The sequence below is a fragment of the Zhongshania antarctica genome, from assembly GCF_014202945.1.
GTDB classification, from domain to species: Bacteria; Pseudomonadota; Gammaproteobacteria; order Pseudomonadales; family Spongiibacteraceae; genus Spongiibacter; species Spongiibacter antarcticus.
The window spans coordinates 392,339-409,086 of the sequence record NZ_JACHHW010000002.1 but is presented as its reverse complement, the minus strand read 5'-3'; the positions used below and the strand labels follow the sequence as shown (position 1 = coordinate 409,086).

19 protein-coding genes are annotated in these 16,748 nt (G+C 51.4%); 13 read left to right on the top strand and 6 right to left on the bottom strand.

The features are described 5' to 3' along the window. Positions 1-236: 236 nt before the first annotated feature. Positions 237-1,862: an adhesin gene (locus HNQ57_RS04770; protein ID WP_184461463.1), complete on the bottom strand. Its 1,626-nt coding sequence runs from the start codon at positions 1,860-1,862 to the stop codon at positions 237-239. Positions 1,863-2,082: 220 nt separating this feature from the next. Between HNQ57_RS04770 and HNQ57_RS04765 the strand changes: the two genes are divergently transcribed. The 12 genes from HNQ57_RS04765 to HNQ57_RS04710 all read left to right on the top strand — a co-directional run bounded on the left by HNQ57_RS04765 (position 2,083) and on the right by HNQ57_RS04710 (position 10,593). Next, on the top strand, positions 2,083-2,946 hold the full coding sequence (locus tag HNQ57_RS04765; RefSeq protein WP_143829482.1) for a MurR/RpiR family transcriptional regulator: 864 nt from the start codon (positions 2,083-2,085) through the stop codon (positions 2,944-2,946). A 48-nt stretch (positions 2,947-2,994) separates the two neighbouring features. After that, the gene (locus HNQ57_RS04760) at positions 2,995-4,419 is read left to right on the top strand and encodes a COG3014 family protein (RefSeq protein WP_184461462.1); all 1,425 of its coding nucleotides are present in this window, start codon (positions 2,995-2,997) and stop codon (positions 4,417-4,419) included. Between the two features lie 12 nt (positions 4,420-4,431). Continuing rightward, on the top strand, positions 4,432-4,815 hold the full coding sequence (locus tag HNQ57_RS04755; protein WP_184461461.1) for a YcfL family putative periplasmic lipoprotein: 384 nt from the start codon (positions 4,432-4,434) through the stop codon (positions 4,813-4,815). Positions 4,816-4,827: 12 nt separating this feature from the next. After that, a complete protein-coding gene (gene lpoB / locus HNQ57_RS04750; protein ID WP_184461460.1) occupies positions 4,828-5,430 on the top strand; it encodes a penicillin-binding protein activator LpoB in 603 nt (200 codons plus the stop codon). Positions 5,431-5,830: 400 nt separating this feature from the next. Continuing rightward, entirely contained in the window at positions 5,831-6,493 is a 663-nt protein-coding gene (locus tag HNQ57_RS04745) for a response regulator (protein ID WP_184461459.1), read from the top strand. Further along, the gene (locus HNQ57_RS04740) at positions 6,490-7,875 is read left to right on the top strand and encodes an ATP-binding protein (RefSeq protein WP_184461458.1); all 1,386 of its coding nucleotides are present in this window, start codon (positions 6,490-6,492) and stop codon (positions 7,873-7,875) included. The genes HNQ57_RS04745 and HNQ57_RS04740 overlap by 4 nt, the downstream gene beginning before the upstream one ends. Further along, complete coding sequence (locus HNQ57_RS04735; protein WP_184461457.1) at positions 7,872-8,216, top strand: cupredoxin domain-containing protein; 345 nt, start codon at positions 7,872-7,874, stop codon at positions 8,214-8,216. The genes HNQ57_RS04740 and HNQ57_RS04735 overlap by 4 nt, the downstream gene beginning before the upstream one ends. Positions 8,217-8,238: 22 nt before the next feature. Continuing rightward, positions 8,239-9,036: an FTR1 family protein gene (locus HNQ57_RS04730; protein WP_184461456.1), complete on the top strand. Its 798-nt coding sequence runs from the start codon at positions 8,239-8,241 to the stop codon at positions 9,034-9,036. 204 nt (positions 9,037-9,240) lie between these two features. Next, a complete protein-coding gene (locus HNQ57_RS04725; protein WP_184461455.1) occupies positions 9,241-9,552 on the top strand; it encodes a hypothetical protein in 312 nt (103 codons plus the stop codon). Positions 9,553-9,645: 93 nt separating this feature from the next. Beyond that, positions 9,646-10,011, top strand: coding sequence for a YajD family HNH nuclease (locus HNQ57_RS04720; protein WP_008252877.1), 366 nt, complete (start codon positions 9,646-9,648; stop codon positions 10,009-10,011). 16 nt (positions 10,012-10,027) lie between these two features. Further along, positions 10,028-10,198 carry a hypothetical protein gene (locus HNQ57_RS04715; RefSeq protein WP_184461454.1) on the top strand — a complete coding sequence of 57 codons (171 nt, stop codon included), beginning with the start codon at positions 10,028-10,030 and terminating at the stop codon, positions 10,196-10,198. Between the two features lie 56 nt (positions 10,199-10,254). Continuing rightward, positions 10,255-10,593 carry a DUF805 domain-containing protein gene (locus HNQ57_RS04710; protein ID WP_184461453.1) on the top strand — a complete coding sequence of 113 codons (339 nt, stop codon included), beginning with the start codon at positions 10,255-10,257 and terminating at the stop codon, positions 10,591-10,593. A gap of 49 nt (positions 10,594-10,642) precedes the next feature. Here HNQ57_RS04710 and HNQ57_RS04705 read toward each other — a convergent pair whose 3' ends face one another. The 4 genes from HNQ57_RS04705 to HNQ57_RS04690 form a co-directional block, all read right to left on the bottom strand. Then, entirely contained in the window at positions 10,643-11,017 is a 375-nt protein-coding gene (locus tag HNQ57_RS04705) for a PilZ domain-containing protein (RefSeq protein ID WP_184461452.1), read from the bottom strand. Positions 11,018-11,082: 65 nt separating this feature from the next. Continuing rightward, on the bottom strand, positions 11,083-13,206 hold the full coding sequence (gene recG / locus HNQ57_RS04700; protein ID WP_184461451.1) for an ATP-dependent DNA helicase RecG: 2,124 nt from the start codon (positions 13,204-13,206) through the stop codon (positions 11,083-11,085). Continuing rightward, positions 13,203-14,177, bottom strand: coding sequence for a hydrogen peroxide-inducible genes activator (locus HNQ57_RS04695; protein ID WP_184461450.1), 975 nt, complete (start codon positions 14,175-14,177; stop codon positions 13,203-13,205). The genes recG and HNQ57_RS04695 overlap by 4 nt, the downstream gene beginning before the upstream one ends. A 106-nt stretch (positions 14,178-14,283) precedes the next feature. Further along, the gene (locus tag HNQ57_RS04690) at positions 14,284-15,282 is read right to left on the bottom strand and encodes an NAD(P)H-quinone oxidoreductase (RefSeq protein ID WP_184461449.1); all 999 of its coding nucleotides are present in this window, start codon (positions 15,280-15,282) and stop codon (positions 14,284-14,286) included. Positions 15,283-15,429: 147 nt separating this feature from the next. Here HNQ57_RS04690 and HNQ57_RS04685 point away from each other — a divergent pair, with 147 nt between their 5' ends. Further along, on the top strand, positions 15,430-16,314 hold the full coding sequence (locus HNQ57_RS04685) for a sugar nucleotide-binding protein (RefSeq protein WP_221301572.1): 885 nt from the start codon (positions 15,430-15,432) through the stop codon (positions 16,312-16,314). A gap of 8 nt (positions 16,315-16,322) precedes the next feature. Here HNQ57_RS04685 and HNQ57_RS04680 read toward each other — a convergent pair whose 3' ends face one another. Continuing rightward, positions 16,323-16,706, bottom strand: a complete 384-nt coding sequence (locus HNQ57_RS04680; RefSeq protein ID WP_184461447.1) for a RidA family protein — start codon at positions 16,704-16,706, stop codon at positions 16,323-16,325. Positions 16,707-16,748: the final 42 nt, after the last annotated feature.

The following is a 16,748-nucleotide window of genomic DNA, read 5'->3' as shown; positions in this document are numbered from 1 at the left end:
GTATTCTACTGGGATTATCCGCCGCTGGCACCGCTAAAATGGTGATTAGCGGTGAGTGAGTGGCAATATTCGACGCGAGTTTTATGGCTAAGGGCCTAAATCGATAGGGTGAGGAGGGTATGGCAGGCTTTTGACGCTTTACGATCAGAGTTAATCGTATGCAGAAAAATGCAGAAAGCCCTAGGCATCATGCTCGGATGGGCAGAATACCTAGGGCTTTTGTGGCGCAGGTGCCGTTATTTTTGTAGCTCCTTGCTTGTTATGGGTGTAAAGCTTGCTTCAACGAGTACATCGGCGAAATCTTCTTGGCCAGCGGGGCTTTTGCTATCAATTAACACACTATTTGCCGCGCCTTTTACCGGTGCAATGTTGAGACGCCAAGTGTCGCCAGAGTCATCGGTCTCGGTGTAAGACAGGGTGCCCGCAGAGTTCACCTCCCAGACAAGGGTGGTGACATCATCTTCTTCGAAGGTTACGGTGCCGGTGCCATCTGCCTTGAGCTGAACGCTGAAGCTTTCAACAAAGCCCACTTTGTCGTGATAAGACGGTGAGGTAGAGGTGACCTGCCAATTACCAACTAAGGCGGTTTCATCAAAACCGACGTCACGATTCACAAGAATATCGACTAAATCGTCACCCTCGCCAACGAGTGTGCTTGTGAACTGTCCTACTCGCGCAAAAAATATTTGCTCGCCTTCGTCCACGAACTTTAAGTCGCCCCACCGCTCGGCCGTTAAGCCACTGATGTTGTAACTCAGCTCATCCTTATTGTATAAGCCGCCGTCACCGTCGCTATCTACACTGGCAGTGAAGGTATAGCTGCCCCCATCCACCGTAAACGTACCAAACTCACCCGATAAAGCCTGTTGAGGGAGGTCCTCGTAGCTTTCGAGGTTATTGGTGTGCGCGAGAACGTACTCGGAGTTAGACAGGAAGGTGAGGATATTGAGGTTATCTGCGTCGGGCTCATAGAGTTGCCACGCGCCCTGTATTCCATTGTTCAGATTTTTTACGCGGCTAAAACTGACTGTGCCGCTATCAGTGTCGGTAAAATTAAGCGTTAGGGTGTCGCCGGTGACGCTGGCCGTTGATACTGAGCTTCCCTCATCGTAAAGGCCGCCAGAATTATCGGATTGGGCGATTAGCGAGGTGCTGAATGCCCCATCCTCCACGTCCCAGGTGTAGTTGCCAAATTCAACTGAACCGGCAGTTTGATCACCGTCATCGCTGTGCTCGTGAATAATGATATACCGTGTTGTATCAATAAAGGTCAGTACATTGCGTTTGCCCTCGCCTTCACTGTATAGCCAGCTGCCGAGAATTTGTGATTCCTGTGCACTTTGAAAGTGTGCTTCAGCCTGCTCTTCGCTGACAAGCTGAATACCGTCTTTGATGGTATCCAGTATCGTTTGGGCTTCGCTGTCGAAGTCGGCGCTTTCTAAATCTAAGGTGCTGCCTTTAAAGGCGTTTTCTGCTTCCGCTGAGATCTCAATGCCATTGTCGGGGTTGCCATCGCTGTCTAGCGATTGCAATAGCTGCAAAATATTAGTGCGAACTTCGCTATTACCTTGGGCGAGATCTGTTGGGGTGATTTGCTGTGTTGCGCTGATGCTGGGGAACAGCAGGTCGCCAATAGAGAATACAATTGACTCACCCTCGCGGTAGTTGAATTCGCCGAGGGCATTCGTCAGACCCTGCAAGCTATCGGTTTGGTATTTAACACCGTACACCGGGCTATCGGTAAAAATGCCTTGCAGGCTATCATCGGCTGCGGGCGAGCCGCCGCCACCGCTAGAGCCACTTCCACCGCCGCAGGCACTGATAAGAAATATACAGTTCAAACCAAGCAATTTTAACTTCATTGTCGCTACTCCAATAGCCGCACTATTTTTTAATAAGATCAAACCCTAAATACACACCTTGTGCAGAGCCTCCCCTAGAGTAAGGCTAGGGCTTATTGCGCGGGGTGACCTCCCCAATATTGGGGGGAAGCGCCGTTTAGCGGCGAGTAGGCGCCAATACTTCTAGGCTGAGTTACAATAAAGGGCCTAAATAACTAAAACTGAGCTGTCGGAGTTAAATTTGCGACCGAGAAATATTATCCGTGCCATGGAAACCTGCCGGGAGCAAATGCGTCGCTCTGAGCGCAAGGTGGCCGACTATATTCTTGAAAACCGCAAAGAAGTCATTCATATGCGGATTGTCGATTTGGCTCAAGAGGCCCATGTTAGTGAGCCAACGGTGGTGCGCTTCTGTCGCGCGATAGGCTGTGATGGCTTTCAGAACTTTAAGGTCGCCCTCGCTCAGCATATCGCCCACAGCCCAGACTACGAAGAATTCAGCTTTGGCGACGAAGACTCCGCCCGCCAGTACACGTTTAAGGTGTTCGATTCCACCATGGAAGCTTTGAAAAAGGTTCGCGATAGTATTGAGGTCAGTGCCATTGAGCAGGCGGTCGCCTTGCTTAGCGCCGCGCGGCGGGTGGAGTTTTACGGCTTTGGTGCCTCGGCGGCGGTGGCCACCGATGCCCAGCACAATCTGTTTCGCTTGCAAATTTCGGCCAGCGTGTATTCCGACCCCCATGTGCAAGCGATGTCGGCCATGTCATTACAGAAAAACGACGTGGTCGTGGCCATCTCCCAGTCGGGCCGCACCCGCGCCCTACTTGACGCCATCAAGTTGGCCCAGCAAAGTGGCGCACCGGTTATTGCTTTGGCGCCCTCTGGCTCGCCAGTAGCGGTGTTGGCTGATCTGGCCATTGCCATTGATGTCGATAAAGACGACGGCGATTACACACCGCTGCCGTCGCGCCTCGCCCATATGGCGGTATTGGATATTCTTGCGGTGGGTATCTCGCGCAGCAAAGCCGGGGTTCGCGAGCATTTGAACACCATTGAAAAAGGCTTGCAGGCGCTGCGCACGGATTCTAAAAGCAGCGGTCTATAGCACAGCCTAGGGTTATTCAGCGTATTTGGATTGGGAGTGGGCAAATAAGTGATAGATCAAGTAAAAAGGCTTAATCGACCTTGGCCGCTACTTGCTCACGCCTGCTGCTTATTATTGCTGTCGTTGTTTCTCGGTGGCTGCGTGAACTACCAAAACAGCGATTTTGTCCAAAATATCGATCAGCGCTACCAAGCAGGGCAATACCTCGCCGCCGCCGAGGCTATTGAGCAGCAGCTCGGCTTAATGGACATTAAAACCCGAGAATTACAGCCTGTTGTGGCGCGTTCCGGCGAGGTGTTATTGCATCTTGAGGTGGCCGAAAATTGGCGTTTGGCGGGCAATCCCCGTCGGGCGATTGCCCATTACGATGCCCTAGAGAACCTATTTAAAGACAAAGACGTGCAGGGCGGCGCCCGAAAACTCGGCGAAAATATCGGCGCCGTTTTGGTGAACGATGCGGTGCGCTCCTATGAGCCGCCGCCCGCCGAGCGTATTTTAAGCAATTTTTACAAGGCACTGGCATTTTGGTCATTGGGCGAGAGAGACAATGCCCGGGTGGAGTTTAACCGTGCCAATGAGCGGGTGCGGATTGCGGTAGAACGCTATCAAGAGATGATTGTCGAAGCGCAACAAGAAAGTGCGGAGGCCAAGCGTAACCTGCGCTCACCCGGTGTGCAGAATGCGCTGCGCCAGAACTTTCCGAATATGGACCAGTGGCAGGTCTACGACAGCTTTGTGAACCCCGCGGTGGCGTATATGAATGCGATGTTTCTCGCGAGTGGTTCGGGTAGCGATATTGGCCAGGCCGAGACCTTATTAGAGCGAGTTAACGGCATGGTTGGTGGCCATCCCATTATCGCTGAGGATTTATTGAACTTGCGGCAGCGGGGGCGCTTGAGTACGGGAGCTGCTCAGCGCTGGGTAGTGTATGAAAGCGGCTTAAGCCCGGTGTATAGCGAAAAACGCTTTTCGATACCCTGGTTTACCATGAACGCATTTATTCAGGTAACGGTGGCGCTCCCTGAGCTAGTAAACCGATCCAGTCGCAGCAGCGTAAATAGCATTGCGCTGGGCGCGCAGGCAGTGGAATTCCAGTCCTTTGCTCGTATGGATAGAGTCATGCAAACCGAGTTTCAAAAGCGCTGGTCGGCAACGGTAACACGGGCAATTGTGTCGGCGGCGAGCAAGGCCGTGCTCCAAGATCGCATGGCAAAAGAGTTGGGGCCGCTGGGCAATATTGCGGGCATGGTCTACGCCAATGCCAGCGCCTCAGCAGATACCCGTGGCTGGCATGCCATGCCGGAACAGTGGTCTTTAGCAAAAATGCCTGCTAAACAGGCAGTAGATTTACGAATACCTTATGGTAGTGGTTTGGCGACGACAATGAGTTTGCCTGCAGATAAAGATGTGTTGATCTATATTAAGCAGCCGAGCCCAAATGCCGCGCCCTATGTCGAGTTGTTTTATTTATAAAAGGAATCATCGATGACTATATTAAAGCGGATTATGGTGGTTTTTGGACTAGCCCTATTGGTCTCGGCTTGTGCCGGTTTACGGCAGGGAGACAATGCGCCAGCGTGGGCAGCACATGTTAGCTACGACGGTCGTTACCTCGATATTTTGGAACTGCGCGAGTGGCCAGACCGTGAAACCGGTACCAAATTAATGCTGCGGGCTGAATCCAAGGCCATGACCACAGTGCGGATTTCTTTCCGTGTACTGTGGTATCGGGCAGATGGCCAGCCAGTGACTACCGTGTTGGGAAAATGGCAGGAGCGCACTATTGAGCCGGGTCAAACCGTGGAAATTGTGCAGAGTGGGCCGGGGCCAGAAGCCGTTGATTATCGTTTTGAAATTGCCGAAAAATAAAGGGGTAAACACATGAAAAAATTATTTGCAGCCTGCGCTATGGCGCTGGTACTCACGGGCTGTGCCAGCGGCGTGAAAATTGTTGACACCAACAACGACACCGCCGATTCGGTAATGGGCTTGGAATACCGGGATTTTGAAAAGGCAGCCGGTGAAGCTGTACAGTCGATGATTGCCAGTGGGGCGGTGAGCAAGCCCAGCGGCGGTCGTTATATTTTGGCGATTGGGCGCATGATTAACGACACCATGCAGCGGATTGATACCGACCAGCTCGTGAAAAAAATCCGCATTGAATTGCTTAATTCCGGCAAGGTTATGGTCACTACGGCGGTGGCGTTTAATGGCCCCGAAGACGAAATGAGTTATGTTGCCCGCGAACTGCGTGGTAATAGTGAATTTGACCAGAAAGGTATTGCCGCAAAGGGGCAGTTGCAAGCACCAGACTTGTCGCTCACCGGTAAAATTTTGCAGCGCAATCACAGCATGGGCCGTAACAAAACCCAAGTGGAGTACTTCTTTCAGTTGAGCTTAACAGAGATTAAATCTGGTTTAGCTATTTGGGAAGGCGAAACTCCGATTGTAAAGCGTGGCTCCTCTAAGTCGGTAAGCTGGTAAGTTTTGTTTTGCTTGTTTGGGCAGTGCTTAGCGAGCGGTAGGTATTCATTTTTTCCGAGTGCTGTGTAACGCGGCACTCGTGACAAAGTGCTGCCGCATACCTTCCCGTCGTTACTGCTTGTCATTGCCAATGTACTCTTTGCTCGATAGATGAAGGCAGCCACAAAGCCGCCGTGGCTGACCTTTTCCCCCTCCCTTTATTTTCTTAAGTATTCCTTAAAATTCAATCTTTACGCTAGCAGCATTACATTGCGATGTGAGGGCGAACAGACCTACTCAAAACCGTTTCGGTAGAAAAAACCTGATGAAGCAGTAAGGCGATGCTCCCTTGCGCTAAAGCAGTACGTGTTAATATGCCAAAACCAAATGCGCTACGCTTATTAAAAAGTGAGTTTCAATAATGCGTTTACTGCTTATCGAAGACGATGAAAGTTTAGCCCAAGGTATGTTGACCGCGCTGCGACGGGCGGGGTATGCCGTTGACCACGCGGCGACTGGCGTCAATGCTGTGCGCTTTTATGAAGCAGGCCAATTAGATTTAGTGATATTGGATTTGGGCTTGCCAGATATCGACGGTCTCAGCCTGTTGCAAGCGTTGCGCAAAATTCAAACCGGTATTCCTGTGCTTATCCTCACTGCCCGTGACGGTCTTAGCGATAAAATTACAGGACTCGATGCCGGCGCCGATGACTATCTTACTAAGCCGTTTGCTTTTGAAGAACTATTGGCCCGCATCCGCGTGCTGTCGCGGCGCAGTGGTCCACTGCGCGAAGCAGAAATTCATATTGGCAATGTCAGTCTTAATATAGCTAGCCATGAAGTGCAATTGAATGGTGAAGTGCAAAAGGTCTCTCGTCGCGAGTTTGCCATTTTACGGGCCTTGGCTGACCGTCCTGGTCAGGTATTTAGTCGGGAGCAATTAGAAGAAAAACTTTATAGCTGGGGCGATGAAGTTAATAGTAATACTGTCGATGTGCATGTGCATAATCTACGTAAAAAATTAGGTCACTCGGTTATCAAGACCATTCGCGGGGTTGGCTTCATTCTGGGTGACAGTGAATGACCTCGCTGCGCCGTTTTTTGATCATTAGTGTGTTGTCGGCACTTATGCTGGTTAACTTTATTGCCGCGCTGCACGGTTATCGCTCAAGTATGCTGGAGGCTGAAAATCTATTTGATCAAAAGTTAAGCGAAATGGCCGCGCAATTTGCGGCCATGCCATTGCCGAATGTGGAATCGCCGCCGTCAGCAGATGATGAGCAAATGGTCTTCCAAATTTTTTCAGGCGAAGGCAAATTACTGTGGCGTTCTGTCCACGCGCCCGCACAAATTATTAGCGAAGTACCGGGTTTTGGTGAACATAACTTTAATGATTACCGCTGGCGCACGCTAAGCTATTTAAACCCGAATTCTGGTCGACGAGTGGTGGTCGCTGAGCGCGTAGATCAACGCTATCGTTTAGCCGAGAGCGTGATATTAGAATCTGTTGTACCGGTGGTTTTGGTATTACCCGTGGCGGGAATATTAATTTGGTTAATCATTGGCCACGGCTTAAGTAGCCTTGGCGTACTGGCGGGCATTCTGCGCCGAAAATCGCCCGACGATTTTGGCGCCATTCGAGTTGATGGTGCACCGGTAGAATTGTTGCCGGTTATTCAATCGGTAAACTCTATGCTAAGTCGCTTGAGCGCCTCGTTTGAACGAGAGCGCCGCTTCTCTGCCGATGCCGCCCATGAGTTACGGACACCCATCAGTGCAATTAAAATGCACCTTCACAATGTGCGCGATGAGCTGCCCAACGGCAGTGATTCTTTGCGCAGCTTGACTAAAGACGTAGACCGCCTAGCGCATTTGGTCGAGCAAATGCTATTACTACACCGCACCACACCAGATCACTACCCAGCAAAATTTGAAAAAATATCGCTGCGAAGCTTAGCTCGCGATGCTATTGCTGAGCGCTACGCCGATTGCGCTGCTAAACAGCAAACCATCGAGTTAGCAGGCGATGCCGTAACCGTGGATGGCGACCGCTTCGCACTTGGGATTTTACTGCAAAACTTGGTCAATAATGCCAGCAAATATACCCAGCAGGGCGGACGCATTGAGTTGCGCACTGAGGTCAAGACCAGCGAGGTTTGGCTAACGGTGGCAGATAACGGGCCGGGTATATCGGCCGAGGCGAAGAGTCGGGTGTTCGAACGTTTTTATCGGCTGGGGGGCGACCGCCACAGCTCGGGAGCAAGCGGATGTGGTTTAGGCTTATCCATTGTCGAGCATATTGCAGAGTTACACGGTGCTAAAATAGTCATGAAATCAGGTTTGCAGAGCAGGGGCTTGGCGGTATCTATTGTATTCCCCGCATCGTTGCGCAGTGATAAGGCGCTAACGCCCAACGCAAAAGCAAAAAAGGCGCTGGGTACTAGCCGTGAGGGCGAGCAGGCATGAGCAAATTAATGTCGACCTTGGGGCTCGCAACCGTAGTTGCACTATTGCTGTTAGCGGCGACCTCGGTTTGGGCAGAAAAGCCCAGCTTCAATCTGGAAATACGCGAACATTTATTCACGCCCGCAGAGTTGCGGGTGCCCGCCAATACCAAAATTAAACTTTGGGTATACAACCGCGATAGCACGCCGGAGGAGTTTGAAAGTTACGAGTTGAATCGCGAAAAAGTAATTTTGGGCGGCCAGAAGGCCTTACTATTTATTGGCCCGCTACCGGCGGGAGAGTACCCATTTTTCGGTGAGTTTAATCCCAAGAGTGCTCAAGGCAAGATAATTTCTGAATGAGAAATAAATCGAGTAAAGTAAAATGCTGCTGACTAGTGTCGTCATTATTATTCGTGAAGTACTTGAGGCAGCACTGCTGGTAAGTATTCTTTTGTCTATGTGTCGACAATTGAGCGTGAGGCAGGGGTGGTTTAAATGGGGGGCATTAGCCGGCTTGCTAGGGGCGGTAGGCTACGGCCAGCAAATGGGCAGTATTTCATCGGCCATGGGTGGCGTCGGCCAAGAGCTGAGCGACGCAGGAATTCAATTATTGATTTATCTCTGCCTACTGTATAGCTGTCAAAAATTAGTGTTTCACTTCAATCATCGTCAGCCACTAAATACCACATTGTTCGTGGCGATGGCCGTCGCTATTGCCTTGGCAGTGATCCGTGAAGGTTCAGAAATTTATATTTATTTATCAGCTTTTCACGGTAATCAAGAATCGCGCTTAGGTTTATATAGCGGCGCGGTAATTGGTTTGGGTATCGGCTTTAGTTTTTGTGCCTTATTTTATTATTGGCTGTTGAGTTTTAGACCCCGTCGCGCCGTATTCTTCGGCAGCATGTTACTTACATTGGTGGCGGGGGGCATGATTTTACAAGGCTGTAAAATGTTGATTCAGGCCGATTACCTGCCCGACGGTCAGGCTTGGGATAGCAGCAGCTTTTTACCTGAAGACGGCCTGCCGGGGCAATTGCTTTACGCCATGGTGGGCTATGAGGCGACACCCGCACCAGCACAAGTTGCGATTTATGTATTTGCGATTGCGGCTATGCTGACCACCTTAACATTGCGTTATCGGGCGGGTTTAAAAGCGGCATCGCCAATTGAGCAGTAACGAAAGCAGTGCTGATTATACCCTTCGCTTAAAGCTTGAGTATGAGTTTTACTAGCTGCTGGTCGACAATCTAGCGCAATTCCTGTATTGAATAACCGTGTGGCTACTTTCTATATCAAGGTGGATTTTTGGTCAGTTAAATTTTATAAGCCGGCGCGCAGTATTGGTGTCCTCTCTTGAATAAGTAAGGAAGTATTAAATACTATGAGCAATTCGGCGCTAGACCAAAACGGCGATACGGTGTGGAACCCATCATTAAAGCAGAGACGGACTCTTCTAGGGTCGCTCAGCGCAGATGACGCAGAAGCCTGTGTTACGCTGATACATGATGGCCAGTGGAGCATCTCGGCGTTTCACTCAGGGCTAGTTTGTCTTGAAAACGCCGTTAGCGGTGAGGGTCCTTGGCATATGGCTGAAATTCCGGTGACCAAGATTCTTGATCTTTGGCTGTTGCTAACTGACGGTAGTCTTCAGGAACTGCGACAGCTCCCGTGGCAGGACGGGGATGGCTTATAAGCCGCCCTGGAATTCATTTTCTGGGCTGTGCTAAGAAGAGCTAAGCTTATATATCATCAGATAATTCAAATATTTACATTTATAGGCAAGTTAATGAGCGGTCAAAAAAAGACACTGGATCAAGTTTTAGCAGAACAGCGCGAGTACAATACTAAGCGCGCCAGCGGTTATCGAGAAAAAGCCTTAAAGCTTTACCCTTGGGTTTGCGGGCGGTGCGCGCGTGATTTTGAGCGTAGGAATTTATCTGAGTTAACGGTACATCACGTCGATCACGATCATGATAACAACCCGCCTGATGGCAGTAACTGGGAACTGTTATGTATTTATTGCCATGACGAGGAGCATACCAAATACGAAAATTTAGTCCGCTATGGCAGTACCACTGAGAAAAAGTCAAAAGCGGCCACATTTAATCCCTTTGCTGATCTCAAGGCAAAGATGGACAGCGATAAAAAATAGTCTGGTGGAAAGATTTATGTCAAAGAAAGTCCTTAAATTTGAGTTTGAAAAAGAAACAAAAAACAGTGTTCGCTATAAAGAAATTCCCGATGAAGGAACTGCGCCGATTGTCGGTTCCTTGTATATACAAAAGTGGTTTGCGGGTAGTAGCAAAATCATTGAGATTACAATTGATAAAAAAGATTAGTGGCAGATAGCCAGATCCCCATCTTTACAGTAGAAAAAATGACTAAAGGGTTAACGATGGAATATTTTACTGACGCGTTTAAAAAATATGCTGAATTTTCCGGCAGGGCAAGTCGGCAAGCGTATTGGATGTTTGTGCTGGCTTACTTCCTTATTTATATTGCCATTTCTGTTGCCGACTATGTGCTGAACACGGTTTGGTTGGCCTCGCTTTTTTCTTTGGTGGTATTACTGCCAAGTATTAGTATTACCGCGCGGCGGCTTCACGATACGGGCAGGTCGGGGTGGTGGCAGTTAATTTACCTGGTGCCGCTCGTCGGTTTCATTGTGATGCTGGTGTTTCTTTGCCAAGCGAGTGATGGCGACAATGAATACGGTTCTGCTAACGCACCTTGATTTGGAGCAGCTTTTCTAATGAAGGGACTTACCTGTGGGCAGCCGTCAGTTAATGGCTTGCCTTAAAGTTATCTCGTATTGTATAGCGGAAAAATACCGGAAAGGTATTTCTGACATAAATTTGTTCCTGCATCATGTATTTCGGACTAATGCCTTGGCTTAAGGTAATGATCACCCCACGCGGGTCTAGCCGGTACACTTGGCCTTCGATTTCTTCGCTGTGTTGGTCGTGAAACCGAATATTGCCCCGTAGGGTTTCGCCGATTTGCAGTGGCGCATCTGATTTTTGGGCCAGTAAAATACCGCGTTCGGAAATTTCTAGAACGCGGTAGGTGGTGTCTTTATTTACGGTGAGCGGGGGCTCGGCGGCCTTGGGGTAGGGCAGCCGGAAGAAGCGGCGCAGGTTTTTAATTTTATCGATCATTCTTTATGTGTAGTCGATGTTTTCGGTGGTGTCGACTAAGGGTATAAGGCTTTTGCAAAAAAGCCTTATACCGAGGCGTATACACTGCGGCCAGATAGCCAGCGTTGGATAAGCGGCTTAACGTTATTTGGATGGTTTTCGATGATGTGCTGGGCTTGTTCGCGCACCGCGTCGAGCAAATCGTCGTCGCGCTGTAAGTCGGCGATTTTAAAACTCATTAAGCCGGTTTGGCGGGTGCCAAGTACTTCGCCGGGGCCGCGCAGTGCTAAATCTTGCTCTGCAATAACAAAGCCGTCATTGCTGTCGCGCAGGGCGGCTAAACGCTCGCGACCATTACGTGACAGCGGCGTTTGATAAAGCAATACGCAAAAGCTTTGCTGGCTGCCACGGCCGACCCTGCCGCGTAATTGGTGTAACTGAGCTAGGCCGAGGCGCTCGGCGTTTTCAATGATCATTAGCGACGCGTTGGGCACGTCTACCCCGACTTCAATTACCGTGGTGGCGACGATTAAATCTAATTCTGCCGCTTTAAAGTCCGCCATGACAGCGGCTTTTTCTTTGGGCTTCATGCGGCCGTGCACTAGACCAATGCGCAATTCCGGCAGGGTTTCTTTTAATAGCTCCCAGCTGGCTTCAGCGGCTTGCGCTTGAAGCTTGTCAGATTCTTCGATCAGGGTGCACACCCAATAGGCCTGCTGTCCGCTGGCGCAAACACCTCGGAGTCTTTCCATTACATCGCCGCGCCGGTCATTGGCCAGTACCACGGTATTGACTGGGCTGCGGCCCGGTGGCAATTCATCGATGACCGAGGTATCGAGGTCGGCGTAGGCGGTCATCGCCAAGGTTCGTGGAATAGGGGTTGCGGTCATGATGAGCTGATGGGGCTGGCCGACCTGGGCCGCGGCTTTTTGTTTTAGCGCTAGGCGCTGGTGCACACCAAAGCGATGTTGCTCGTCGATGATGACTAAGCCGAGACGGGCGAACTCCACGTCGTTCTGAAAAAGCGCATGGGTGCCAACCGCGACATGGGCGCTGTGATCGGCAATGGCGTCGCTTTGCAGTTGCCGAGCTTTGCCTTTTAATTTGCCGGTAAGCCAGGCCACATTTAAACCGAGGGGTTCAAACCACTGGCTGAAGCTTTGGTAGTGTTGCTCCGCCAAAATTTCAGTGGGCGCCATAATCGCGACCTGGTAGCCGCTGGCGACTGCCCGCAATGCGGCGAGTGCCGCCACGGCGGTTTTACCGCTGCCAACGTCACCTTGAACCAAACGCAGCATGGGGGTGTGGCTGCGCAAGTCCTTGGCAATTTCTTTGGCTACGCGTTGTTGTGCGCCTGTTAGCGTAAAGCCCAAGCCTTTTAAAAATCCGCGCTGTAGTGTTGTTGGGCCGTCGAGGGCCGGGCCGCCACCGCGCTGGGTTTCGCGTCGCAACTCTTGCAGGGCTAAATTATGGGCAAGTAATTCTTCAAAGGCCAGGCGCCGCTGGCTGGGATGCAAGCCTTCTTGTAATTGACTGATCGAGGCGTCAGTCGGCGGATGGTGTAAGTAGCGCAGCGCCTCGGCCAAGGTCCATTGGCTGTTATTAAGGGCATAGGGAAGTGATTTAGTTGGTAACCATTCACTTACTGGGTGGTGCTCTAGATACTGTAGCGCTTGATCGCAGAGCTTGCGCCAACTGGTTTGGGCAAAGCCCTCTGTGCTTGGGTAAATCGGCGTGAGTCGCTCTTCTACAGGTACGGGTTCGTCGCCGCCGAGAACGCGGTATTCCGGGTGGTAAAATTCTAGGCCACCGCTGCCCCGGCGGGGTTCACCAAAGCAGCGCAGTCGCGCACCAGGGGTGAGTTGGGCTTTTTGCGCCGCACTAAAATGGAAGAAGCGCAGGGTGGTGGTGCCGCTGCCATCTTGGATTCGGCAGACTAAGCTGCGACGACGGCCGAATACGACATCGGCAACCAGCACTTTACCTTCAATGACGACGTCGGTACTTAATTGCATGGCCCCAATCGGCGTAATACGGGTGCGGTCCTGGTAGCGCAGGGGCAGGTGGAACAGTAAATCTTGTACGGTTTTAATGCCCAGTGCGTCGAGTTTTTCGCGCACCTTGGGGCCCACACCTTTTAAGGTGGCGACACCAAGTTGATGTAGCGCCACGGTGGTAGCCGGATTGCGCTTGTCAGTGGCTTGGCTCATCCGGACTTTTTAATTTTACGTTTTGTTTTGGATGGACTTTGTGAGCTTGGCAGCGAGGTTAGTGCTGCCGCCGAGGCTTTTATAGCGCGGCTAATGACATCCACGGCCTGGTGGCGGGGAAAACTCGCGCGCCAGGCCAATGCTACGGTGCGGGTTGGCGAGGGGTCGACAAAAGGCCGAGTACACAGCACGCCATCGCCATAGGGAGCAACTTGCGCGGCTGACAGCGGCAGTATGGTAATACCAAGCTTGGAGACGACCATGTGCTTTAAGGTTTCGAGTGAGCTGCCCTCGACAACGGACTGCAGCAGGCGATCTCCATTGGCAAAGGTTTGTCGAAGTCCCGGGCAGGCGGCCATGACTTGGTCGCGAAAGCAGTGGCCTTCTCCGAGGAGCAGAACATTTTCATTGAGTAAGTCGTCTTGGTGTAGCGCCATTTTTTGCGCTAAGGGGTGGTCGCAGGGCAGTAGCACAACAAAGGGTTCTTCGTAGAGCGGCTGGGTAACAACGTCGGGTTCATTAAAGGGGAGTGCGACAATAATGGCGTCGAGCTGGGAGGAGCGCAGGCGCTCTCGCAAGACCCCGGTTAAATTCTCCTCAATATATAAAGGCATCTCCGGCGCATACTCGCGAATTAGCGGAATACAGCGCGGGTAAAGATAGGGGCCAACGGTGTGAATTGCGCCAATGGCCAGCGGCGTGCCCAGGGGGTCGCGGCCCTGATTGGCGAGCTCGCGAATATGGTCGGCTTGCTCTAGCACATAGCGCGCTTGGCGAATCACTTGTTCGCCCACCGGCGTCGTTTTAATTTGCCCGCGATTGCGCTCAAACAAAGAAATGCCGAGTTCGTCTTCCAGTTTTTTAATGGCCACACTGAGGGTGGGCTGGCTAACAAAGCATTTTTCTGCCGCCTTGCCGAAATGCCCTGAATCTTTCAGGGCAAGAATGTAGCGCAGTTCGGTAAGCGTCATAAAAATACCTGTGCAATAGTGAAAACGTAATAGTTAATACCTATGACGCTCAATACTACCCTGCCGCGCTGAAAAGGCAATTTATACTTTAACGGAAAAGCCGAGATTACTCCGCTAGCCGCAGTAAAATTTTGCCGATATGGGCGCCACTTTCCATGCGGGCATGGGCGGCGGCGATATCAGCAAATGGAAAGACCTGATCAATTACCGGTTTTATTGTGCCGTTGCCGTACAGCGGCATAACCTGCTCTTCTAGTTCGGCGGCTATTTGGGCTTTTTGTTCAGCGCTTTGGGCGCGCAGGGTTGAGGCGGTTAAGGTCAGTCGTTTCATCAGTACCGGTAAAAAATTCAATTCGGCGGTAAAGCCCGCTTGAAAGGCAATAAAAACGATGCGGCCGTCGGCGGCGGCGAGCTTAATATCTTTTTGCACATAGTCGCCGCCTACCATATCCAAAATCACATCCATGCCGTGGCCGTCAGATGCCTCGGCGAGGACGTTTTCAAAGGCCTCGGTTTTGTAATTAACGGCTTTTAGCGCGCCGAGGTCTTCACAGGCTGTGCATTTGGCTTCGCTACCAGCGGTGGTATAAACCTTGGCGCCCATCGCTGTGGCGAGACGAATGGCAGTTGTGCCAATGCCGCTGCTCCCGCCGTGAACGAGGAAGTGCTCGCCAGCTTTTAATTTGGCGCGCTGAAAAACATTGTGCCAAACCGTGAATAAGGTTTCTGGTAGCGCCGCCGCATCGAGTACCGACATGCCCTTGGGAACGGTGAGGCATTGGCTGGCGGGGGCTACGGTATAATCGGCGTAGCCGCCACCATTGCACAGCGCGCACACCATATCGCCCACGGCCCAGCGGCTGACGTCGCTGCCGACGGCGACAATTTCGCCCGATACCTCTAAACCCAGTACAGGGCTGGCGTCTGCTGGTGGTGGATACAGACCATAGCGCTGCATTAAGTCGGGACGATTAACGCCGGAGCCAATAACGCGAATCAAGACTTCCTTGGCGGTTGGCTCTGGCATAGCCTCATTGGCGAAGCTCAGGTGGTGATCTTCGCTGTTAACGGTAACGATACGTCGCATGATGGGAAGGCTTGCCATGGTCGTCCTCGGGTGCAAAGTGCTAAGCTCTGCAGCGGCGCTCGTAATCGCCGCTAACACCTAGCAGAAAAAAGATGAGAGCCAGTATAGCGAAGACTGCTGGCACTGGGCGAATTGTCGTTTTATTTATTGGAGTTTACGCTGGCGATGGCTGTTGAAGGCAAAAGCGAACAAAAAAAGCTGCTCATTGTGGGTTGTGGTGATATTGGCAATGGGTTGGCAGAGTTGTATTTACCCCAGGGGTGGGCGGTGCAAGGTTTACGTCGTAATACTGCCAAATTGGCGCCGGGGATTACGGCGTTGGCGGCGGATGTTTGCGATCCTGCGAGTGTGGCAGCCCTTGGCCCGCTGCGGGCAGATTATGTGGTGGTGACCTTAACGCCTGGCGGAAATAAGGCTGAGGCCTACGAAGCTGTATTTGAGCGGGGTTTGGCCAATGTTTTGGCTGCGATCGCGGTGCCACCTAAGCACATATTTTTTGTCTCCAGTACCGGTGTGTATGCGCAGGCCAATCACGACATAATCGATGAAACTAGCGAAACGGCCCCCGATCGGTTTTCTGGTCGAAGTCTCTTAAACGCTGAGCAGGCAATAGCTGCTACTGCTTGGTCCCACAGTAATATTCGCTTTGGCGGTATTTATGGTAGCGGGCGATTCTTTATGCTGAATAAGGTCTTGGAGGGCGACTGCGCGCCGCCACAGCCACTGCATTACACAAACCGAATTCACCGCGACGATTGCGTTGGGTTTATCGCCCATTTAATAGATAAAGCCGAGGCGGGTGGCAAACTCGAAAACTGTTATGTGGGCGTGGATGATGAGGCTGCGAGTATTCAAGATGTGCAGGCGTGGTTGGCTGTGCAGTTAGGCGTGACTTACGCGAGCAAGGGCGAGCCGATTGCGCGTACTGGGAGCAAGCGCTGTGTGAATCGCCGTCTGCGAGAAAGCGGCTATACATTGAAATACCCGACTTTTCGCGACGGTTTTGAACCGGTACTGCGCGCTTGGCGCGCGAGTACCGCTAAAGCTTGAAGCTGTAATTAAAGTGCGAGTATGACTTCAACTTCAATCATGGCGCCGCGGGGTAGTGCGGCAACTTGAACGCAGGCGCGGGCTGGGTAGGGTTCAGTAAAAAATTTCGCCATTACCTCATTGACCTGAGCAAACACGCTCAGATCGGTTAAGGAGATGTTTACCTTAGCCGCGTTATTTAAGCTGCCGCCGCTGGCATCAGCCACGGCCGACAGGTTTTTAAACACCTGAGTCGCCTGCTCAACAATCCCGCCGTCAACCATGGTCATGGTTTCTGGCACCAAGGGGATTTGGCCAGACAAATAAACCGTATTGCCCACCTTCACTGCTTGCGAGTAAGTGCCAATAGCCTCTGGGGCGTGAAGGGTGTTGATGTATTCTTTAGTGCTCATGGTGGCTCCTAGTTATTTAGTCGGATGTCGGGCGTCTGACGA